The 22,112-nt window shown below is 72.2% G+C and carries 15 protein-coding genes and 1 pseudogene; 8 read left to right on the top strand and 8 right to left on the bottom strand.

The genetic code is table 11. From position 1 onward, the window contains the following. Window positions 1-25 precede the first annotated feature (25 nt). A complete protein-coding gene (locus ACWEN6_RS12820; RefSeq protein WP_452570333.1) occupies window positions 26-1,450 on the bottom strand; it encodes an NAD(P)/FAD-dependent oxidoreductase in 1,425 nt (474 codons plus the stop codon). 764 nt (window positions 1,451-2,214) lie between these two features. Here ACWEN6_RS12820 and ACWEN6_RS12815 point away from each other — a divergent pair. Together ACWEN6_RS12815 and ACWEN6_RS12810 are read left to right on the top strand one after the other, a co-directional pair. After that, on the top strand, window positions 2,215-2,967 hold the full coding sequence (locus ACWEN6_RS12815) for an SDR family NAD(P)-dependent oxidoreductase (protein WP_354851133.1): 753 nt from the start codon (window positions 2,215-2,217) through the stop codon (window positions 2,965-2,967). Between the two features lie 99 nt (window positions 2,968-3,066). Beyond that, complete coding sequence (locus ACWEN6_RS12810) at window positions 3,067-4,218, top strand: acyl-CoA dehydrogenase family protein (protein ID WP_452570597.1); 1,152 nt, start codon at window positions 3,067-3,069, stop codon at window positions 4,216-4,218. A 170-nt stretch (window positions 4,219-4,388) separates the two neighbouring features. On the opposite strand, the gene ACWEN6_RS12805 is transcribed toward ACWEN6_RS12810, so the two are convergent. From ACWEN6_RS12805 to ACWEN6_RS12790, 4 genes are all read right to left on the bottom strand, one after another. Beyond that, window positions 4,389-6,650, bottom strand: coding sequence for a heavy metal translocating P-type ATPase (locus ACWEN6_RS12805; protein WP_452570332.1), 2,262 nt, complete (start codon window positions 6,648-6,650; stop codon window positions 4,389-4,391). 40 nt (window positions 6,651-6,690) lie between these two features. Further along, entirely contained in the window at window positions 6,691-6,900 is a 210-nt protein-coding gene (locus ACWEN6_RS12800) for a heavy-metal-associated domain-containing protein (protein ID WP_354851123.1), read from the bottom strand. A 315-nt stretch (window positions 6,901-7,215) separates the two neighbouring features. Next, the gene (locus ACWEN6_RS12795; protein ID WP_354926459.1) at window positions 7,216-8,601 is read right to left on the bottom strand and encodes an FAD-binding oxidoreductase; all 1,386 of its coding nucleotides are present in this window, start codon (window positions 8,599-8,601) and stop codon (window positions 7,216-7,218) included. A 113-nt stretch (window positions 8,602-8,714) separates the two neighbouring features. Continuing rightward, the gene (locus ACWEN6_RS12790; protein ID WP_452570331.1) at window positions 8,715-10,265 is read right to left on the bottom strand and encodes a class I SAM-dependent methyltransferase; all 1,551 of its coding nucleotides are present in this window, start codon (window positions 10,263-10,265) and stop codon (window positions 8,715-8,717) included. A gap of 418 nt (window positions 10,266-10,683) precedes the next feature. Between ACWEN6_RS12790 and ACWEN6_RS12785 the strand changes: the two genes are divergently transcribed. Next, a complete protein-coding gene (locus ACWEN6_RS12785) occupies window positions 10,684-11,514 on the top strand; it encodes a methyltransferase domain-containing protein (RefSeq protein ID WP_354926455.1) in 831 nt (276 codons plus the stop codon). A 252-nt stretch (window positions 11,515-11,766) separates the two neighbouring features. On the opposite strand, the gene ACWEN6_RS12780 is transcribed toward ACWEN6_RS12785, so the two are convergent. Beyond that, a complete protein-coding gene (locus tag ACWEN6_RS12780) occupies window positions 11,767-13,020 on the bottom strand; it encodes an acyl-CoA dehydrogenase family protein (RefSeq protein WP_354926453.1) in 1,254 nt (417 codons plus the stop codon). A 426-nt stretch (window positions 13,021-13,446) separates the two neighbouring features. Here ACWEN6_RS12780 and ACWEN6_RS12775 point away from each other — a divergent pair, with 426 nt between their 5' ends. Both ACWEN6_RS12775 and ACWEN6_RS12770 read left to right on the top strand, forming a co-directional pair. Then, the gene (locus ACWEN6_RS12775) at window positions 13,447-14,598 is read left to right on the top strand and encodes an acyltransferase family protein (RefSeq protein ID WP_452570330.1); all 1,152 of its coding nucleotides are present in this window, start codon (window positions 13,447-13,449) and stop codon (window positions 14,596-14,598) included. 94 nt (window positions 14,599-14,692) lie between these two features. Then, window positions 14,693-16,387, top strand: coding sequence for an AMP-binding protein (locus tag ACWEN6_RS12770; protein ID WP_452570329.1), 1,695 nt, complete (start codon window positions 14,693-14,695; stop codon window positions 16,385-16,387). A 126-nt stretch (window positions 16,388-16,513) separates the two neighbouring features. On the opposite strand, the gene ACWEN6_RS12765 is transcribed toward ACWEN6_RS12770, so the two are convergent. Beyond that, window positions 16,514-17,281 (bottom strand): MerR family transcriptional regulator, encoded by a 768-nt coding sequence (locus tag ACWEN6_RS12765; RefSeq protein ID WP_452570328.1) that lies wholly within the window; start codon window positions 17,279-17,281, stop codon window positions 16,514-16,516. 122 nt (window positions 17,282-17,403) lie between these two features. Between ACWEN6_RS12765 and ACWEN6_RS12760 the strand changes: the two genes are divergently transcribed. The 3 genes from ACWEN6_RS12760 (at window position 17,404) to ACWEN6_RS12750 (ending at window position 21,722) form a co-directional block, all read left to right on the top strand. Next, the gene (locus ACWEN6_RS12760) at window positions 17,404-18,354 is read left to right on the top strand and encodes an ABC transporter ATP-binding protein (protein WP_452570327.1); all 951 of its coding nucleotides are present in this window, start codon (window positions 17,404-17,406) and stop codon (window positions 18,352-18,354) included. Next, window positions 18,351-19,226, top strand: coding sequence for an ABC transporter permease (locus tag ACWEN6_RS12755; protein ID WP_452570326.1), 876 nt, complete (start codon window positions 18,351-18,353; stop codon window positions 19,224-19,226). The genes ACWEN6_RS12760 and ACWEN6_RS12755 overlap by 4 nt, the downstream gene beginning before the upstream one ends. Before the next feature lie 237 nt (window positions 19,227-19,463). Continuing rightward, window positions 19,464-21,722, top strand: coding sequence for an ATP-binding cassette domain-containing protein (locus ACWEN6_RS12750; RefSeq protein ID WP_452570596.1), 2,259 nt, complete (start codon window positions 19,464-19,466; stop codon window positions 21,720-21,722). Window positions 21,723-22,017: 295 nt separating this feature from the next. Here the strand turns inward: ACWEN6_RS12750 and ACWEN6_RS12745 are convergent. After that, window positions 22,018-22,112, bottom strand: a pseudogene (locus ACWEN6_RS12745) (response regulator transcription factor); the annotation flags it as partial.

The following is a 22,112-nucleotide window of genomic DNA, read 5'->3' as shown; positions in this document are numbered from 1 at the left end:
GTCCCGGGGGCGGGACGCCGTGCTTTCAGGAGGTCGTGACCTTGCGCTTGCCGGCTCCCGGAACCTTCGCGATCTCCCGGGTGGTGACCAGCGGCCCGGGCGTCTTCGACAGGCCGAGCGCGGCCAGCACCACGCGGAGCAGGAACTTCGGCTTCATGAGCGTCTTGGGGTGCTCCACCTGGCCGGCGACCCGCATGTACCCGGCGGTGACCCGGCTGTCGCGGGAGGCGGCGGTCTGCACCAGCGCCATGAACGCCTGCTCCAGCTTCAGGCTCAGCGGGCGCTCGCCCTCCACGCCGGGGAAGCCGAGGTCGACGTTGTGGGTCATCTGCCACGGCGGGTCGATGACGTTGCGGGCGAGGTCGCGGAAGTAGTCCAGCGGCTGCGGGGTGGCGCCGCTGTGCAGGTGCTCGCGGATGGTGAGCGCCGACAGCGCGGCGACGGTCATCCCGCCCGCGTACACCGGGTTGAAGGTGGTGACGGCGTCGCCGACGACGAGCAGGCCGTCGGGGAAGCGGTCCATGTCCTCGTAGCGGCGGCGCAGGGTCGTCGGGAAGCTGAACCGCACGGGGTCCTCGAGCGGCTCGGCCTGGACGATCGCGTCGTAGATCTCCGGGATGCCGAGCGAGCGGATGAACTCGAACAGCCCTTCCTGGTCGGTGGGCGGGTGGTCGCCGAGGATGCCGTAGGTGGTCATCTCGGCCCGGTCACCGTCGGTCTTGGCGAACAGGATGCCGCGGGGGGAGGCGGGGTAGGCCACGCCGTTGATGGACAGGTCGCCCTTGTAGGGGTCGTTGTTCAGCTTGTAGTGCTGGGTGACGTAGCCGAGGCCGATCTTCTTGCGGTCCTCCTTGACCCGGGGGTATCCGAGGTCCTCCAGCCAGATGGGAGTGCGGGAGCCGCGGCCGCTGGCGTCGACGACCAGGTCGGCCTCGACGACCTCGACGCCCGTGCCGCCGTCGAGGTTCTGCACCCGCACGCCGACGATCTTGCGGCGGTCGGGGGTGGCCTCCAGGCCGAGGATGTCGTGCCGCTCGAGGAACGTGACGTTGCCCAGCGCCTGCGTCCGCCGGCGGACGTGGTACTCCAGCATCGGACGGCTCGCGCCCACGCAGAGCATGTCGGCGGCCTGCTGCTTGAGCCGCTTGCCGCGGACGTACCAGCGCACGGTGCCGGCCAGGTCGCCCTTGGGCACGCCGTCGGCGAACAGTTCCTCGGTGATGCCCGGGTACATGCTCTCGATCGCGCGCTGGCCGCGGGTCAGCAGGCCGCTGATGTGGCGTCCTTGCGGGCACCCGCGCCGGGGCTCCTTCACATCGACCAGCAGGTCGCGGTCGACTACGACGACCTCGTCGTAGGCGTCGGCGAGCACTCGTGCCGCGAACAGTCCCCCAAGGCTGCCGCCGAGCACCACCGCGCGGGTATTGGCGTCGTTGCCCATCGTGGTCATCTCCTCGAATTTCCGTATTTGATCCGGCATCGTCGTTACGGCTGTCGGCCGGCCGGTGACGTACCGGCCCTTTTCTGCCTGGTGACCACCCACGCCGACCGCGTTCCGCGCCGGCCGCCCGCACGGCCTGCGGCCGCGGGAGCTGCCGGTGGCGCGAGGTCCCGGCATTCCGGCCGCGCGAACCGCCGGCCGTGGCCGCGGAATTCACGCCACGAAATCCACCGCGCCTTTCCGGCGCGTGATGGGACCGGCGACGGCCGGAGGTGGGAGTCGAAGAACGTTATGGTGTCGCCCAGGCCGCGGGATTCCGGGGCCGATCCGCAGGCCGGGAATGGGCGTACGGCCCGGCGCTGATTCCGCCCGGCCGGTGACGGAGGGGAATCCGCCCGGCTCGTGACGGCATGCCGATGGCGATGCTAGCCACGGGTACGAGGCACGGCAGGCTCCTTCCTTGACCCTGCGGCGGGGAAACGGTCCATCCGCCGGTCAGCACCGCTACATCGTCACGCCCGATCGCGCGGCGTCGCATCTCCCGAAATGCTGTGCTGCGCCGCGCACCGGTGCCGGAGTTCCTGATGGGAAAGGCGGGTCACCGGTAATTCGGCGCGCCGGGCCGTAACCGCCCTCAATTCATCGCGCCATTGCCCGGAAGCCGCGCGGCGCCCGCCGGGAACCCCTCCTGGAAGTACCGGATAACCGCAGGAAATCGGTGAAAAGCATTTCTGGAGATGTGCCGGAAGAGGCGCGGATGTGACCCTGACCGCATGGCCGAGTTCACAGGTAAGACGGTATTGATCACCGGTGGCGGCAGCGGCATGGGCCTCGCCACCGCGCAGCGGCTCCTCGACGCGGGCGCCGATGTCGTGCTCGCCGGACGCAGCGAGGACCGGCTGGAGTCCGCGGTCAAGGACCTCGACGCGGGCGACCGCGTCCTGGCCGTCCCCGCCGACGTCTCGCGCACCGCCGACCTCGACCGCCTGGCGGCACGGATCGGCGAGCGCTTCGGCGGCCTGGACGGCGTGTTCGCCAACGCCGGCGTCGCCGGGTTCTCCCGCAGCGCCGACGTCACCGAGGAGGACTTCGACGGCCTGGTCGGCGTCAACTTCAAGGGCGTCTACTTCACCATCCAGAAGTCGCTGCCCCTGCTGCGGGACGGCGGCTCCATCGTGATCAACGGGTCCTGGCTGACCCACCGCGGGCTGGCCTTCACCTCGGTCTACGCGGCCACCAAGGCGGCGGTGATCAACCTCGCCCGCACGCTCGCGCCCGACCTCGGCGTGCGCGGCATCCGGGTGAACGCCGTGAGCCCCGGCTACATCGTGACGGAGATGTTCGAGGCGATCTCCACCACCCCGGAGGCGCAGGAGGAGTGCCGCAGCCACGTGGCGCTCGGCCGGCTCGGCTCCGCGGCCGACGTCGCCGACGCCGCGGTCTTCCTGCTGTCCTCGCGCGCCTCCTACATCACCGGTCAGGAGATCGTCGTCGACGGCGGCCTGACCACCTCCGTCCCCCTCTGACCGGGCCGGAGAGGGCCGCCTCGGCTCCCCCCGCCCCGGCGGCCCTCTCCTGGCCCTTCGCCACCCTGGCCGCCGTGCCACCATGCGAGGAGACCAGTGATCGACTTCCGGTTGGACGACGAGTACGAAGCTTTGCGCAAGACGGTCGAGGAGTTCGCCCACGAGGAGGTCGCCCCGGTCATCGGGGGGTACTACGAGCGCGAGGAGTTCCCCTACCCGCTGGTCGCCACGATGGCGCGGATGGGGCTGTTCGGCCTGCCCTTCTCCGAGGAGTACGGCGGAGGCGGCGGCGACTACCTCGCCCTGTGCGTGGCGCTGGAGGAACTGGCGCGCGTCGACTCCTCGGTGGCCGTCGCCCTGTCGGCCGGGGTGTCGCTGGGCGCGATGCCGCTGTACCGCTTCGGCACGCGCGAGCAGAAGGAGCGCTGGCTGCCCTCCCTGTGCGCGGGCGAGGCGCTGGCCGCGTTCGGGCTGACCGAGCCGGGCGGCGGCACCGACGCCGGCGCGACGCGCACGCGGGCCACGCTGGACGGCGACCACTGGGTGATCGACGGCAGCAAGTCGTTCATCACCAACTCCGGCACCTCCATCACCCGGCTGGTCACCGTCACGGCGGTCACCGGCACCCGGGAGGGCGGCCGCAAGGAGATCTCGGCGATCATCGTGCCCTCCGGGACTCCCGGCTTCACCGTGGCGCCGAAGTACTCCAAGGTCGGCTGGTGCGCCTCCGACACCCACGAGCTGGCCTTCGCCGACTGCCGGGTGCCGGCCGACAACCTGCTCGGCGAGCGCGGCCGCGGGTACGCGCAGTTCCTGTCGATCCTGGACGAGAGCAGGCTGGCCTTGTCGGCGGTCAGCGTCGGGCTCGCGCAGGGGTGCGTGGACGAGTGCGTCCGGTACGTCCGCGAGCGCGAGGCGTTCGGGCGCAAGATCGGCGAGTACCAGGCGATCCAGTTCAAGATCGCCGACATGGAGGCGCGCACGCACACCGCCCGGCTGGCCTACTACCAGGCCGCCTCCAAGCTGCTGCGCGGCGAGCCGTTCAAGAAGGAGGCGTCGATCGCCAAGCTGGTGGCCTCCAACGCCGCCATGGACAACTCCCGCGAGGCGACGCAGATCTTCGGCGGCTACGGCTTCATGAACGACTTCCCCGTCGCGCGGTTCTACCGCGACGCCAAGATCCTGGAGATCGGCGAGGGGACGAGCGAGGTCCAGCGCATGCTGATCGCCCGCGAGCTCGGCCTCTCCTGACGCCGGCGCCCCCCTCGCGCTCCGCGAGGGGCACCCCCTCCGGCGGCCGGAAGGCGTCCCCCTGCCCAGGGGGACGCCTTCTCGCGCGTGTGCGGGACGATCCGGCGGGCACGTGCCACAGGGCGAGCGGGCCGCCGCCGTCTCGGGGCGGGCGGACGGTCAGGGACGGGTCACCGGAACCCGCGCAGGCGCAGGCTGTTGGAGACGACGAAGACCGACGAGAAGGCCATGGCCCCTCCGGCGATCATCGGGTTGAGCAGGCCGGCCGCGGCCAGGGGCAGGGCGGCCACGTTGTAGGCGAAGGCCCAGAACAGGTTGCCCTTGATGACGCGCAGGGTGCGCCGCGACAGCCGGATGGCGTCGGCCGCCACCCGCAGGTCGCCGCGGACCAGCGTCAGGTCGGAGGCCTCGATGGCGGCGTCGGTGCCGGTGCCCATGGCGAGGCCCAGGTCCGCCTGGGCGAGCGCGGCGGCGTCGTTGACGCCGTCGCCGACCATGGCGACCGTGCGGCCCTCGGACTGCAGGCGCTTGACCACCTCCATCTTGTCGGCGGGCAGCACCTCGGCGATGACCTCCTCGATGCCCACCTCGCCCGCGACCGAGCGGGCCACCGCCTGGTTGTCGCCGGTCAGCAGCACCGGGGTCAGCCCGAGGCCGCGAAGCCGCTCGATCGCCTCCTTGCTGGTCGGCTTGACCACGTCGGCCACCACCAGCACCGCGCGGGCCCGCCCGTCCCAGCCGACGGCGACCGCGGTGCGTCCGGCGGCCTCGGCGTCGCGCGCGGCCCGTTCGAGGTCCGCGGGCAGGTGCTGGGACCACTCGGCCAGCAGCCGGGGACGGCCGACCAGCACCGCGTGCCCGTCCACGAGCCCCTGCACGCCGAGCCCCTCGACGTTGGCGAAGTCCTCCGGGGTGAGGAGCCCGCCGGCCCGCTCGGCCGCGCCGCGGGCGACGGCCTGGGCGATCGGGTGCTCGGAGGCGTGCTCCAGCGACCCCGCCAGGCGCAGCACCTCGGCCTCGTCCTCGCCGTCGGCGACGTGCACCTCGGTGAGGGTCATCCGGCCCTCGGTGACGGTGCCGGTCTTGTCCAGCACCACGGTGTCGACGGCCCGGGTGGACTCCAGCACCTCGGGGCCCTTGATCAGGATGCCGAGCTGGGCGCCGCGCCCGGTGCCGACCAGCAGCGCGGTGGGAGTGGCCAGCCCGAGGGCGCACGGGCAGGCGATGATCAGCACGGCGACGGCGGCGGTGAACGCGGCGCCCGCGCCGGCCCCGGAGCCCAGCCAGAATCCCAGCGTGCCCAGCGCCAGCACGATCACGATGGGCACGAAGACGCCCGAGATGCGGTCGGCCAGCCGCTGGACCTCGGCCTTGCCGGTCTGGGCCTGCTCCACGAGCTGCGCCATGCGGGCGAGCCGGGTGTCGGCGCCGACCCGGGTGGCCCTGACCACCAGGCGGCCTCCGGCGTTGACGGTCGCCCCGGTGACGGCGTCGCCTGGACGCACCTCCACCGGCACCGACTCGCCGGTCAGCATGGAGGCGTCCACCGCCGAGGAGCCCTCCTCCACCACGCCGTCGGTGGCGATCTTCTCTCCCGGCCGCACCACGAACCGGTCGCCGGGGGTGAGCCGGTCGGCGGGCACCCGCACCTCGGCGCCGTCGCGCAGCAGGGCCACGTCCTTGGCCCCCAGCTCCATCAGCGCGCGCAGGGCGGCTCCCGCCCGCCGCTTGGAGCGCGCCTCGAAGTAGCGCCCGGCCAGGATGAAAGCCGTCACCCCCGCCGCGGCCTCCAGGTAGATGTTCCCCGAGCCGTCGGTGCGCTGGATGGTCAGTTCGAACGGGTGCCGCATCCCCGGCATGCCGGCGGTGCCGAACAACAGCGCCCACAGCGACCAGCCGAGGGCGGCGATGGTCCCGAGCGAGACCAGCGTGTCCATGGTCGCCGCGCCGTGGCGCAGGTTCGTCCAGGCCGCCTTGTGGAACGGCCACCCGGCGTACACCACGACCGGGGCGGCGAGGGTCAGCGAGATCCACTGCCAGTAGGTGAACTGCAGCGGCGGGATCATCGCCATCGCCACGACCGGGACCGACAGCACCACGGCCGTGACCAGCCGCTGACGCAACGGCGCCGGCTCCGCGGCCTCCGCCTGCTCCTCGGTCTCGGCGGCCTGCCGCGCCTCCTTGGGCGGGGCGGGCAGCGCGGCGGTGTACCCGGCCTTCTCGACCTCGGCGATCAGGGCCGCGGCCTCCAGCCCCTCGGGGAAGGTGACCTTGGCCTTCTCGGTGGCGTAGTTGACCGTCGCGGTCACGCCGTCCAGCTTGTTCAGCTTGCGCTCGATGCGGTTGGCGCACGACGCGCACGTCATGCCGCCGATCGAGAGCTCGACCGAGCCGCCGGCGTCCGGCCGGTCGTGGTCGGTGATCGAAGCCATCGCACTCCCCCTCGTCCGGGCGGGGCCCGGTGTCGACCCCTCAGCCGCTGACGACCGCGTAGCCGGCCTCCTCGACGGCGGCGGCGACCGCGGCGTCGTCCAGGGGCTCCTCACTTCGCACCGTGACCAGGCCGGTGGGCAGGTCGACCTCGACGCCGGTGACGCCCGGCACCTCGCCGACCTCTTCCTTCACCGAGCTGACGCAGTGGCCGCAGGTCATGCCCTTGACGGTGTAGGTGGTGGTGGTCAACGTGATCACTCCTGTCGTCGATGAGCCGATTCGCTCTCCTCTACGACAACACCATACCCCTGTACCGTATTTCCCGCGGGGCGCGGTGACACGCCCGGGACCGCCTCTCGCGGCGGACGGCCGGGCCGGGACGGAGACACTCGCAGGTGAGCCTGTTACCGACGATACCGGCAGGTCACCGCCGCCCACGGCCGGCGTCGGTGAACGCGAGCCCCAGCCGGTCCGACGCCACGACCTGCACGGCCATCGGACCGGGACGGCCGTCGGACCTGGACGGCCATCGGACCGGGACGGCCGTCCGATCAGGGGCGGCCGTCAGATCAGGGCGGTGGTCGCCGGGAGGGCGTCGTGGCGGAACAGGCCCTCGGGGTCGACGCGGAGGCGGACCCGGTCGGCGGTGGCCACCTGGTCGCCGCTCAGGTGGCCCTGCGGCTGGTCGAGCCGCTCGACGAACGTGGGCGCGGTGCGGCCGGTGTCCCAGGGGGCGAGGGCGGCCCGCACGGTGGCGCAGTGCTCCAGGATCGCCTCACGGGTGAGCCCGCCGTCGGGCACCCCCGCGCCCGAGTAGGCGTACCGGGCGTCGAAGTGGCCGAGCGCCCCGCCCGCCGCGGGGGGCACCGCGTACGCGCCGCCGAGCTGACGCAGGCCCGCGACGACCAGCGGCGACCCGGAGCCCGGGCCGAGCACCCGCAGCAGCTCCTCCGCGCCCTCGTCGCCGATCTCGCCGAGCAGCATGTGGTCCCCGACGATCGGGACCGGGTCGGAGGGGTCCATGTGCGCCTGCAGCACGCCGGCCGGGTCGGTGAGCTCCCAGGTGTCGAGCACGGGGGCGGCCACGGCGCGCAGCGGGCCCAGCAGGTCCTCCGCCTGCTCGCGGGCCACGGCCAAGTCCCCGTCCGACTCGGCGAGCACCACGCCGTCCACGCACAGCACCGGCCCGGCGGCCAGGACCGGCGGGACGTCGGGCAGGGCCGGCAGGTTCATCACCCGCGCCGAGGTGGCGACCTCCCACGGCGCGTCCTCGGTCCACCGGCGCCAGGCGCGCAGCAGGGCGGAGGCGTGGGCGGCCGGCCAGAACGCGGCGCCGGTGATCACCTTGGCGACCGGGAACAGGTCCACCTCGACGGCGGTCACGACGCCGAAGCCGCCGCCCGCGCCGCGCAGCGCCCAGAACAGCTCCGGGTCGGTGGTGTCGTCCACGCGGCGCCGCTCGCCGTCGGCGGTGACGAGCTCGACGGCGCGGACGCTGTTGACCGCCAGACCGACCTTGCGGCTGTAGAAGCTCATGCCGCCGCGCAGCAGGTAGCCGACGACGCCCACGTCGGGCGAGGAGCCGTGCGGCGGGGTGAGGCCGTGCGCGGAGGCCGCCTCGACGACCGCGCCCCAGAGCGTCCCCGCGGGGATGCGGGCCACCCGGCGCGAGGCGTCGATCTCGACGGCGCCCTCCATCCGGGTCCGGATGAGCAGGGCACCGTCCATCGGGCGTGCCGTGGCCGAGGCGTGCCCGGTGGTGTGCACCCGCACCGGCATCCGCTCCGACGCCGCGAAGCGCAGCGCGGCCCGGACGTCCTGGAGGGTGCGCACGGTCACCGCCGCGGCGGGCCGCGCGGGGGCGACCAGGTTGAACACCCGGGTCGCGGCCTCGTAGGACGCCTCGCCGGGCAGGGAGACGCCCGTGTCCCGCTCGCTCACCGTGGTCATCGCCGCCTGCCTCCAGTTCAGTCGTGGGAAGAGCCGGCCGCGGGCGGCCGCCGGAAGGGCCGGCCGCAGCCGGCCATGATGCAGAGTCGGCCGCGGGCGGCCGGCGGGAACGGTCAGCCGCGGACGGCCGTGATGAAGGCGAAGCTGCCGGGGCCCGAGGAGTCGGCGATGGACATGCCGGCGTCGGCCAGCCACCGCTCCAGCTCCTCCATGGTGAACAGCAACTGGCCCTCGGGGCGGCTGGGGAAGTAGTGCGACTCCTGGAAGTGGCGGGCGATCGGGTCGGTGTCGAACAGGAAGGTCATCAGCGTGAACGTGCCGCCCGGCCTGAGCACCCGTCCGACCTCCGCGATGGCGTCCGCCGCGTCGTCGGGGAACGCCTGCAGGGCGTTCCAGCAGTTCACCGCGCCGAAGGTGGCGTCCGCGAACGGGATGTTCAGCGCGCTTCCCCGCACCGCGGGCACCTGGGGAAGCTTGCCGCGCATCACGGTGAGCATCGGCAGTCCCATGTCGACGCCGACCAGGCGCTCCTGGCCGACGGCCGCGGCGACCACGGTGGTCCACCGCCCGGCGCCGCAGGCGAGGTCCAGCACCGGGCCGTCCACCGGGCGGATCTGCCGGGTGATGTAGTCGTCCTCGACCTGCGGGGTCACCGCGCCGCCCCAGTTGGCCCCCGCGATGCGCAGGTAGGCCGGGCGCAGCACCTTCTCGTAGTACACCCCGAGGCTCGGCATCTCGGCGAGCTTGGCCAGCAGGTTGGCGGTCGCCTCGTGCGGCAGGTCCGCCGTGGCCTCGCTGATGCCGTCGGACAGGTCCAGGATGCCCAGGGCGATCGGGTAGCGGACCGCGCACGCCGGGCAGCGGACGACCTCGCCGTCGAACTCGACGGAGCCGGAGCAGGCGGTGCAGCGCAGCACGTCCGCGTACTGGGTGAAGGTCTCGATGCCGAGCTCGGCGGCGGGGGCCGGCGCCTCCCCGGTCCCGGGAGCCGGCGGGAGGTCGACCGGCATGCCGTGACGGACGGCCCAGTACGCCATGGCACCCGAGTAGGCCCACAGCATCCGGGTGTCGTTCTCCCAGTTCGTGGTGATCTGCGCCGTGGTGAGCGCGCGAAGCTGCTGCCGGTGGAACTCCAGGTCGTCCGCGCTGAGGTCCCACACCGACGGGGAGGGCCACATGCGGCCGATGTCGGGGTCGTCGTAGTCGAGCGAGGCCAGGCCGCGCACGAGCCGGCTCTGGTCGGGGGGGCTCAGCTCCAGAGGCGCGACGGCGGCGAGGATGCGCTCGCGGTCGCCGGGGAAGTGCGACACCAGGTACAGCAGGGCGAGCGTCAGCGGCCGGTCCTTGCCCGTGCGGGCCAGCAGGTCCAGGTAGCGGTCCAGGCCCTCGCGGACGGCCGCGGTGAGCGGGCCGTCGATGGCCGGGTACTCGGCCTCGGCGAGCAGCCCGAGAAGGACGGCCAGGTGGCCCTTGCGGTCGTCGCCGGCCTCGTCCAGCGCGGCCACGAGCGCGGGAACGGCCGTCAGGGCGCGGTCACCCGCCTCCCCACGGTGCCACAGCGCCGAGACCAGCCGGTGGAAGTCCGCCTCCAGGCTCGCCGGCTCCGCGGTGGTGAAATCGGTCAGCAGTTCGGCGACAGCGGGCCCCGTGGTGGCAACACTCATGTGCGCGTCCTTTCACGAAGGGAGAATGGGCGGCCGCACGGCTGGAATCGCCGGCGTACGCCGGCCGCGCCCAATGTGCACTTATCGATGCGCACCGCCGGGTGGCCGATTTCCACGGCCAGGACGGCTCGGTACCGGTCCGGCGAGAATTGCGTCCACGAAAATCTTCGCACCGGCCCGGCGGGGAGTCTTCTCCGAGCGTGCTTACCGCCGACCCCCCTTCCGAGCTGCCCTGATGCCGCCCGCAGGCAGCAACCGCGGAGATGCGTGAAAGGGCTCCGCGCGGTCACCATGAGCCTTGGGAAAACGCGTCCGCATTCGCCCTCGGCCGCGGGACGGCATCCCTTCGGGCCGCCGGCCGCCCCGGCCCTTCTGCGTGCCCCGCCACCGGCCGCCCATCGTCTGGAATGAGGGATTGATGACCAGGGAACTGATCGACTCGGCCGCCATCGGCACCCATTACGACGAGCGCTCCCCCATCGGCGACGAGCTGCGCGACGGCCAGTTGCACATGTGGTACTGGTACGACAACGACGACGACGCGCCGCTGAAGGACGCCGTCCACCGCATCAGCCGCAAGGTGGCCGAGACCCTCGGGCTGCGCCCGGGCGAGCGCGTCCTGGACGCCGGGTGCGGGCCGGGCGAGACGGCGGTCTTCCTGGCCAGGAACTACGGCGCCCGCGTCACCGGCATCACCGTCAGCTCCTTCGAGATCGACAAGGCCAACGAGCGCGCCGTCACCAACGGGGTGACCGACCGGGTGACCTTCGAGTACGGCGACTACACCCAGCTGGCCTACCCCGACGGGTCCTTCGACGCCGTCCTGGCGCTGGAGTCGCTGCAGAACGCCCCCGACCTCGGGCGGGTGCTGTCGGAGCTGTTCCGGGTGCTGCGCCCCGGCGGCCGCATCTCCTTCTCCGACTTCAGCCTGGAGTCCGACTCCGAGCCCGCGCGGGTGCGCCGGTTCATGAGCACGCTGAAGCTGCGCGAACTGCCCACGCTGGCGCAGTGGATCGAGCACGCGCGCCGGGCCGGCTTCGAGGTCGAGGAGTACACCCAGTGCGGCCCGCGCGTGTTCGGCAAGAAGAGCAAGTACATCAAGGCCGCCATGGACCACCGGGACTCGATCGCCGCCAAGTTCGGCGAGGAGGCCCTGGCCGAGTTCTCCCGCCGCCACCTGGGCTTCTTCGCCCCGCGCAAGGACCAGATCGGGTACGTCATCGTCTCGGCCCGCAAGCCGAGCCGCTAGCACGGCGGCCGCCCGTCCTGCGGCGGGCGGTCCTCCCACGGCGAAGACCCGCGTCCCCCACCGGCAGGCCGGGGGACGCGGGTCTTCGCCGCTGTGCGCTCTTGGACGTGCTCTCGAGGTGTTCTCCGCCGGCGGTGCGCGGCGGATGGAGGTTCTCCGCCGGCGGTGCGGGGCGGATGGACGTTCTCTGCCGGCCGTGCGCAGCGTCGTCGGTGGGCACGGCCGGCAGGGTCGCGGGGACCCGTGCGCGGGTCAGGCGTGGGCGTGGTCCTCCACGCCGAAGCGGGCCTTGGCCAGCTCGCGCTTGGCGATGGTGGACAGGAAGACGGCGAAGCCGGCGTGGCTGTGGAACATGGACATGTCCCGCCACACCCGCTCGATGCGCTCACCGTGCCGCACGGCGCTGGAACCGGCGGTCGGGAACAGGTAGTTCTCGACCGCGTGCCAGCACAGGTCCACCACCTGGTGGCAGATGGCGGCGATGCGCATCTCCACCTCCTTGGTGACCGCCGCGGGGCCGAGCGCGCAGATCTCCCGCCACTGCTGGACGGCGTTCAGCACGGCCGCCTCGCCGGTGGCGATCATCCCGGCGGCCTGGCCGTACCAGAACTGGTAGTCGGGGTCCTGGGTGCGGGGCAGGTTCGGCGGGAACAGGGCGACGCGGCTGCGCATCAGGTCCTCGAAGGCGTCGAGCGCGCCGAGCGCCATGCCGACGGCGAGGATGGCGTCCTCGATGACCATGAAGCTGAGCTGGCCGCCGCCGTACTCGGGGTTGCCGTGCAGCGTGCGCCCCGGGGTGCCCTTGGACACGTCCACCTGGCTGACGTGGGTGTCCAGCGTGAAGTGGCCGGGGACGACGCCGTTCTCCATGGTGATGCTGTGCGAGCCGCTCCCCTTGAGCCCGAGCTGTTTGCCCCAGTCGGACAGGCGGCGCCACTGGCTGCGCTCGGCGATGAACATCATGGGCGACGGCGGCAGGCCCTCGCCGGGGGACACCAGGGTGTGGCCGATGAAGTGCGTCGCGTACGGCGCGCCCGAGTTGTAGCCCCAGGTGCCGTTGAGCACCCAGTCGCCGCCGGGGGTGCGCTCGGCCGTGCCGCTCGGCGCGACCGTGGCCGGGCAGATGAAGTCGCCGCCCGCGAAGATCTCCGACTGCGCGCGCTCCTCGAACAGCGAGGCGACGACCAGGGCGTGGGCGTGGCCCAGGCAGTACATCCAGCCGGTGGACGGGCATCCCCTGGTGAGGGCCATCGTCACCCGCATGAAGGTGTCGATGCCGTACTCCAGGCCGCCGTAGCGCCGCGGGACGAGGATGCGGTAGAAGCCGGCCCGGAGGAACTCCTCGTGGGTGTCCTGCGCGTAGAAGGTGCGCTCCTCGGTCTCGGCCTGGCGGTCGACGAGCGTGGCCGCGATGGCCTCGGCTCGCGCGACCATCTCGGCCGGCGTGAGGGCGGTCTCGGACGGGAGGACGACTCCGTGCTCGGTAACATTCGTGGCCACTGCCATTGGCGCGCAGTCCTTCATCTCGAATGGCTGACGGGGAATCGTGCCGTGCAGCCCAGCGTTCACCGCCGCCCGCCGCGCGGGCATCTCCTGGAATGCGGTGTGCGCCCGCTCCCCGCCGGGCCGGCACGGAAACGGGGCCGCTGACCTGCGCGGACCCGTTTCCCGTACGCGCCGGGAACCGCGCCGCCGCGCGCCAAGAGCGCAATTTGGAAAATGCGGCGCCGTACGCGGGGATGCAATGGTCAAGTCCTGCCGATCGATGAACGGTGGCTCCCCGATCGACCGCGCGAAAGGGCACGCCGGGCCGCCCGCTGATCGAGCCTGAGCCGGCCAGAACTTGAGAAGGTGCGTCTAATGGTGGAGTTATCGCAATCCGTCGGTTCCCGTCCCGTAGCCCTGCCGTCCCGGCTTCCGTCGCTGACCGGAATGCGGTTCATATCCGCGGGGATGGTCTTCCTCACCCACGCCATCGGCGCGAGCCTGTTCGCCTCCGCGGCGTTCGCCGGCACGTACATGTCGGTGGTCATCCAGGGCGGCTGGGCGGCGGTCTCCTACTTCTTCATCCTCAGCGGCTTCGTCCTGACCTACGCCGCGCGGTCCTCCGACACCACGGCGACCTTCCTGCGCCGCCGCTTCCTGAAGATCTACCCCAACTACATCATCACGCTGGCCGCCGCGCTGGTGCTGGTGAGCTGGGTGGGCAAGCAGGCCATCGACGGTGGGACGGCGCTGCTGCACGCGCTGCTGCTGCAGTCCTACGTCCCCAATCTGAGCGTCAGGACGGCGTTCAACTCCCCCGCGTGGTCGCTGTCGTGTGAGGCGCTGTTCTACCTGTGCTTCCCGCTGCTGGCCCGCTACATCGGGCGCATCAGGCCCGAGCGGCTGTGGGGGTACGCGGGCCTGGCCGTGCTGGCCATCTTCGCCGTCCCGCTGGTTGCCAAGCTGCTTCCGGCCCAGCCTCCCATCCCCGGCTTCGGCATGACCGAGCTGGAGATGTGGTTCGTCATGCAGTTCCCGCCGGTCCGGATGCTGGAGTTCGTCTTCGGCATGATCCTGGCGAGGATCGTCATGACCGACAGGCGGCTGCCGGTGGGCCTCGGCGGGGCGCTCGCCCTGGGCATCGTCCTGTACGCCGTCGCGCCGCAGTTCCCGATCGGCTTCGACGTCGTGGCCGTCTCGGTCGTCCCGCTCGGCCTGATCATCGCGGCCGGCGCCGTCGGCGACGCCGAGCGGCGGACGAACTGGCTCGGCAGCAAGGTCATGGTGTGGCTCGGCGAGGTGTCCTACGCCTTCTACATGTGGCACTTCCTGGTGCTGATCTACGTCCGCCAGTGGTTCGGCAACATGCAGGGCTGGAGCACGCCGGCGGCCTTCGGGATGATGGCCGTGCTGGCCGGCATCACGCTGGCGCTCTCGTGGGCGCTGTACTCGCTGGTGGAACGGCCGATCATGCGGCGCTTCGCCTCCTCACGCAACGGCAGGACCGGCCCGGGGGTGCCGCTGCCGATGCCGCCCGCCTCCTCCCCCGACCTGCCCGAACAGGTGCCGGTCGACCCGGCTCCCCCGGCGGCCCGCTGAGGTCCGCCGCGGCGCGGCCGTCCCGCGAGGGCGGCCGCGCCGCACGCGTCCGATCGGCGCCGTTCCGGCCGCGCGAACCGAAGGAGTGAGATCCGTGACCGCCTCCATCGTGGAAAGCGAGATCCCCGGCACATCGAGCGCGGGGTCCCTGCCCAGTCTCGCGACCGGCATCTGCACCACCCCACTGCTCGAGGAGACCATCGGAGCGAACTTCGACCGGGCCGTGGCCGCCCACGGCGGCCGGGACGCACTGGTCGACCGCACCACCGGCCGCCGGTGGACCTACGCCGCGCTGGCCGGGGAGGTCGACGCGCTCGCGCTCGGCCTGCTGGACCTCGGCCTGGTCAAGGGCGACCGCATCGGCATCTGGGCGCCCAACTGCGCCGAATGGACGATGACCCAGTTCGCCGCCGCCAAGATCGGCCTGATCCTGGTCAACCTGAACCCGGCCTACCGGGCGCACGAGGTCGAGTACGTGCTCAACCAGGCCGGCGTGCGGGCGCTGGTGGCCGCGGAGCGGTTCAAGACCTCCGACTACGCCGGCATGATCGGCCAGGTGCGGCCGCGCTGCCCTGAGCTGTCGGACGTCCTGCTGATCGGCGGCGACGCCTGGCGGGCGGTGATGGACGCGGGCCGGCGGGCCGACCGGCGGGCGCTGGAGGAGGCCGCCGCGGCGACCGCCCCCGACGACCCGATCAACATCCAGTACACCTCGGGCACCACCGGGTTCCCGAAGGGCGCGACGCTGTCGCACCGCAACATCCTCAACAACGGCTTCTTCGTCGGCGAGCTGTGCCGCTACACCGGCGAGGACCGGGTGTGCGTGCCGGTGCCGTTCTACCACTGCTTCGGGATGACCATGGGCACGCTCGCGGCCATCAGCCACGGCGCCTGCGTCGTCATCCCCTCTCCCGTCTTCGACGCCCGCGCCACGCTGGAGGCCGTGCAGGCCGAGCGGTGCACGTCGCTGTACGGCGTGCCGACGATGTTCATCTCCGAGCTGGCCGACCCGGGGTTCGCGTCCTTCGACCTGTCGTCGCTGCGCACCGGCATCATGTCCGGCTCGCCGTGCCCGGTGGAGATCATGCGCCAGGTCGTCGAGCGCATGGGCATGACCGAGGTGACCATCTGCTACGGGATGACCGAGACCTCCCCGGTGGCCACCCAGACCCGCCCGGACGACTCGCTGGAGCGCCGCGTGTCCACCGTCGGCCGTGTCGGGCCGCACCTGGAGGTGAAGGTCGTCGACCCCGAGACCGGCGCGCTCGTCGCCCGCGGCACGCCCGGCGAGGTGTGCACCCGCGGCTACTCGGTGATGCTCGGCTACTGGCGGCAGCCGGACAAGACCGCCGAGGCCGTCGACCCCGACGGCTGGATGCACACCGGCGACATCGGCATCATGGACGAGGAGGGGTACCTCAGCATCACCGGCCGCATCAAGGACATGGTGATCAGGGGCGGCGAGAACGTCTACCCGCGCGAGGTGGAGGAGTTCCTGCACTCCCACCCCGACATCCTGGACGTCCAGGTCATCGGCGTGCCCGACGAGCGGTACGGCGAGGAGCTGATGGCGTTCCTGCGCATGCGCCCGGACGCCGAGCCGCTGACCGCCGAGACGCTGCGGACGTTCTGCCTGGGCAAGCTCGCCCACTTCAAGATCCCCCGCTACGTGCAGGCCGTGGACTCCTACCCCATGACCATCAGCGGCAAGGTCCGCAAGGTCGAACTCCGCGAACGCGCCATCGACCTCCTCGGCCTGCGCCACCTCCTCGCCACCGAACACGCCTGACGGTCAGGACTCCGGCGACGCGCGGGCGGCGACCGTTCAGCGGACGGACGCCGGTGGGCGGTCAGGGGTCCGGAGTCCGGTAGCGGTCAGGTGTGGGCGGTCACGTTCCCGAGGTCCGGCGGGCGGTCAGGTTCCCGGGGACCGCTGGTGATCGGATGAGGACCGCTGGTGGCCGGTCAGGTAGTGCTGGAGGTGGCTGGAGGCTTCGAGCATGCCGGCCGCTCTCCGGGTCAGTTCCGCGGCGCGCTGTTCGACGGCCGCGCGGAGGGCGTCACGGCTCCCGGTGCGACGCAGGCCCTCGATGATGCCTCTGATCTGCGACAGGGGGTAGCGTCCCTGGCGCAGCATGTGGACCATCCGCGCGTCCCGGACGTCGGCCGGGGCGTAACTCCGGTACCGGGTGCCGGGCTCGCGGCGCGGGGTCAGCAGGCCGGCGGACTCCCACAGCCGTAGCGTGGAGGTGCGCACCCCGAGCAGCGCGGCCACCTCGCCGACGCGCAGGCCCCGGCGCGACCGCGCGGACACCTCCAGATCCTGCCCGGGCTCCTGTCCGGCGACCTCCTCCAGCGCTCGCGCCGTCGCCCGCAGCGACAGACGCTGCCCGTGCAGGGTGGCGTGGGCGGCGTCCACCAGGGCGAGCGCGTGGGCGACGTCGCCGGTGTGCACGGCTTGCATGATCGACCGCGCGGCGTCCCAGCCGTACCCCGGTGCCAGCGCCCGGTAGGTGAGCAGGGCCGCGCGGTGCCGCTCGCCGAAGCTGCGGTAGCCGGCGGGCGTTCGCGGCGCCGGGGGCAGGATGCCGGTGTCGGCGTAGTTGCGCACCTGCTGGGCGGAGATGCCCACCAGCCGCGCCAGGTCGACAGGGCGCAGCTTCGCCTCTCCTTCTCGGCCCAACGATCTTCCTTCCCGGACAGGGTTCACCAGGGACTTGAAGGTTATCCGGGGCAATGCCCAGTACGGCAGCTCAGATGGACGACGAACTCTCAAGAGGGCACTTCAATGAGAAAATTGAAGGCATGAATCCGGGCGACATCGAGAAGGAAAAGCCGGACGAGCCGGCCATAGAGACCCGTGGTCTCAGGATGCGGTACGGCTCCGCCGACGTGCTGCGCGGGGTGGATCTGCGGGTGCGGCGCGGAGAGGTGGTGGCTCTGCTCGGGCCGAACGGCGCCGGGAAGACCACGACCATCGAGATCCTCGAAGGGTTCCGCAGGCGGTCCGCGGGCGAGGTGCGCGTCCTCGGCACCGACCCGGACGACGGGGACGAGGCGTGGCGCGCGCGGCTCGGCATCGTGCTGCAGTCCTGGCGCGACCACGGCCGCTGGCGGGTGCGCGAGCTGCTCGACCAGCTCGGCCGTTACTACACTCCCTACGGCACGGCGGAGCGCCCGCGGCCGTACGACCCGGAGGAACTCATCGGCCTGGTGGGGCTGGAAGGGCAGGCGGAGGCGACCGTCGCCCGGCTCTCCGGCGGGCAGCGGCGCAGGCTCGACGTGGCGATCGGCCTGGTCGGCCGGCCGGAGGTGCTGTTCCTGGACGAGCCCACCGTGGGCTTCGACCCACAGGCGCGGCAGGACTTCCACGAGCTGGTGCGGCGGCTGGCCGACCTGGAGGACACGACGATCCTGCTCACGACGCACGACCTGGACGAGGCCGAGCGGCTGGCCGACCGCATCCTGATCCTGGTGGGCGGCACGATCGTCGCCGACGGCAGCGCTGCGGAGCTGGCACGGCGCGTCTCGGGGAAGGCGGAGGTGCGCTACAACCTGGACGGCGAGTGGCACGCCGCGTCGGTCGAGGACGCCGCCGGGTACGTGCGCGGCCTGTTCGAGCGGCACGGTGCGGCGATCACCGACCTTGAGGTGCGCAGGACGCGCCTGGAAGAGGTGTACCTGGCGATGGTGCGCGACTTCGAGGCGGGCGGCCACGCCGAGGTGCCCGGCCGCCTCGTGGAGGTGCCGGCGTGACCGCTTCCCCGCCCGGCGTCCATGGCGCGCGGGTGGTGGCGTTCCGTGCGGGGCTGCACCGGGCCCGGGTCGAGTTCCGGCAGAGCGCGACGAACGCGCAGGAGGTGTGGGGGGCGCTGTTCCTGCCCGCCATCGCCCTGGTCGTGATGTACCTGCTGCGGCACAGCACGGTGCCGGGCACCGGCTTCTCCCTCGGCTCGCAGTCCGTCCCCGGCATCCTCGGCCTGAACGTCGTCCTCAACGGGATGACGGCGCTGGCCATGACGCTCACCATGGACCGCGAGGACGGCACCCTGCTGCGCGCCAAGGCCACGCCGAACGGCATGCTCGGCTACCTGACCGGCAAGGTGCTCAGCCGGGCCGGCCTGGCGGTGGCGGGCGCGCTCGTCCCGCTGGTCCCGGCGGCGTTCCTGTTCGACGGGCTGCGACTGGGCGAGGTGTCGTCCTGGCTGACCCTCACCTGGGTGCTGGCGATCGGCCTGGTGGCGGTGCTGCCGATCGGCGCGGTGCTCGGCTCGCTGTTCGAGAGCGCGCAGTCCATGGGCCTCATCATGTTGCCGCTGATGGCGCTGATGGCCGTCTCGGGCGTGTTCTACCCGGTCACCGCGTTCCCCGGGTGGCTGCAACTGGTGGCACAGGTCTTCCCGGTCTACTGGCTGGGCCTCGGCCTGCGCTCGGCGTTGCTGCCGGACGCGCTGGCCGCCGCCGAGGTGGGTGATTCCTGGCGGCACCTGGAGACGGCGGGCGTCCTCGGCGCCTGGGCGCTGCTCGGCTTCGCCCTCGCGCCGGCCCTGCTGCGCCGGATGGCCCGCCGCGAGTCGGGGTCGGCGGTCGCCGCCCGCCGCGCCAAGGCCATGCAACGCCCACTGTGATCACGCCCCCTGCCATCACGCCGTACGTTGTACGATGTTAACCGCTCCTCCCCGCCCTCTCCGTCCGGAGAGGGCGGGGGACGGCTCGGGCCGGCTTCTGTCGGTTCCGGCCCCTATCCCCGGCATCTCTCCTCCTCCCTCCTCCACCTCCCTCGACCATGGAAGGTCCCGTTGATCTTCAGCCAGCAGGCCAGCCCCGTCCGGGACGATGAACCGCTCCGCGAGCGCGACCACTCCCTGGCGGACGGTCACGACGTGATCCAGGTGCGCGGCGCCCGCGAGAACAACCTCAAGGGCGTCTCACTGGACATCCCGAAGCGGCGGCTCACCGTCTTCACCGGCGTGTCCGGCTCCGGCAAGTCGTCGCTCGTCTTCGACACCATCGCCGCCGAGTCGCGGCGGCTCATCGACGAGACATACACGGCGTTTCTGCAGAACTTCATGCCGAGCCGCGCCCGGCCCGACGTCGACGCGCTGCGCAACCTGAGCGCGGCGATCATCGTCGACCAGGAGCGCATGGGCGGCAACGCCCGCTCCACGGTGGGCACGGCCACCGACGCCCACACCATGCTGCGCGTCCTGTTCAGCCGCCTGGGCACCCCGCACGTCGGCCCGCCGTCGGCATTCAGCTTCAACCGCGCCGAGGGCATGTGCCCCGACTGCGAGGGGCTCGGCAAGGTGTCCGACATCGACGTCGACGAGCTGCTCGACCGCGAGCTGTCGCTGGACGACGGCGCGGTCAAGGTGCCCGGGTTCGGGGTGGGCACCTGGTACTGGCAGCTCATGGCGCAGTCGGGCCTGTTCGACCCGGCCGTCAAGCTGAAGGACTACACCCCCGCCCAATGGGAGGACTTCCTGCACAAGCCCGCCACCAAGGTGAAGATGGGCACGCACAACGTCACCTTCGAGGGGCTGATCCCCAAGGTCCGGCGGCTGTACCTGTCCAAGGACCGCGAGTCGATGCAGGCCCAGGCGCGCGCGTTCGCCGACCGCGCGGTCAAACTGATGGAGTGCCCGGCCTGCGGCGGCGCCCGGCTGAACCAGGCCGCCCGGTCGGCGGTCATCGACGGGCGCACCATCACCGAGTGCTCGTCGATGCAGATCAGCGACCTGGCCGCGTTCGTGCGGGCGATCGGCGACCGGTCGGTCGGCCCGATGCTCGACACCCTCGCCGAGACCCTCGACTCGCTGGTCGAGATCGGCCTCGGTTACCTCAGCCTCGACCGCGAGTCCTCCACCCTGTCCGGCGGCGAGGCGCAGCGGGTGAAGATGGTGCGCCATCTCAGCTCCAGCCTGTCCGACGTCACCTACGTCTTCGACGAGCCGACGGCGGGGCTGCACCCGCACGACATCCAGCGCATGAACGACCTTCTGGTGCGGCTGCGGGACAAGGGCAACACCGTGCTCGTGGTCGAGCACAAGCCCGAGACCATAGCGATCGCCGACCACGTGGTCGACCTCGGGCCGGGGGCCGGTTCGGCGGGCGGGGAGGTCTGCTTCGCGGGCGACCTGGCCGGGCTGCGCGCGTCCGGCACGCTCACCGGCCGCTACCTCGACCACAAGGTCGAGCTGCGCGAGAAGGCCCGCACCCCCGCCGGATGGCTGCCGGTCACCGGCGCCTCCCTGCACAACCTGCGGGACGTGAGCGTCGACATCCCCCTCGGCGTGCTCACCGTCGTCACCGGCGTCGCCGGGTCGGGCAAAAGCTCGCTCATCCACGGCTACGTCGCCGGGCGCGAGGGCGTGGTGGTCGCCGACCAGTCGCCGATCCGCGGCTCGCGCCGCAGCAACCCCGCCACCTACACCGGGGTGCTCGACCCGATCAGGACGGCGTTCGCCAAGGCCAACGGCGTCAAGCCGGGGCTGTTCAGCGCCAACTCCGAGGGCGCCTGCCCGGCGTGCAAGGGCATCGGCCTGATCTACACCGACCTGATGATGATGGCCGAGGTCGCCTCGGTGTGCGAGCGGTGCGAGGGCAAACGCTTCACCCCCGAGGTCCTGTCGTACCGCCTGCGCGGCAAGGACATCAGCGAAGTGCTGGCCATGACGGTCGCCGAGGCGCGCGAGTTCTTCCCCTCCGGGCAGGCCCGGGTGGTGCTCGACCGCCTGGCGGCCGTGGGCCTCGGCTACCTCGGCCTCGGCCAGCCGCTCACCACCCTGTCCGGCGGCGAGCGCCAGCGGCTCAAGCTGGCCATTCACATGGCGAAGAACGGCACGACCTACGTCCTGGACGAGCCGACCACCGGCCTGCACCTGGCCGACGTCGACCAGCTCCTCGGCCTGCTCGACCGCCTGGTCGACGACGGAAACACCGTCATCGTCATCGAACACCACCAGGCCGTCATGGCCCACGCCGACTGGATCATCGACCTCGGCCCCGGCGCCGGCCACGCCGGCGGCCAAATCATCTTCACCGGCCCCCCGTCTGAACTGGTCACCAAGGCCGACACCCTCACCGCCACCCACCTCCGCCAGTACACCGGCGAACGGCCGTAGAACCGCCCGGACCTGCCGGCGCCGTTGCGGCCCGCCACACCGGACGGCTCGCCCTTGTGGAGGGTTGACGACACGTCCTCGACCGCCACCTGCTCGCCGTACACCCAGCGCGGGCCGGTGATCCCGATGATCTCCATGTGGCCGGCGGTAGGAAGCGCGGCGAGGCGGCGGGCATCCACCCGCCCGTGCTGGCCGAGCGCGGCCTCGGCGACGCGGTCCGGGCCCTGGCCCTCGACAGCCCGCTGAAGGTCTCGGTCAACGTCGACCTGCCGGCCCGCCCCGAGGCCCCGGTCGAGTGCACCGCCAGCCGTTCGGCCGCGGCGGCTCCGTCGTACACCACGTCGACGGCCATCGCGTGGCGGCGCAGTCCCGTCGCCACCAGATCGGCGA

The organism is Sphaerisporangium sp. NPDC004334 (assembly GCF_053602655.1).
Note: the sequence above shows the minus strand (reverse complement) of the source record. Positions and strands in the feature narration are given on the sequence as shown.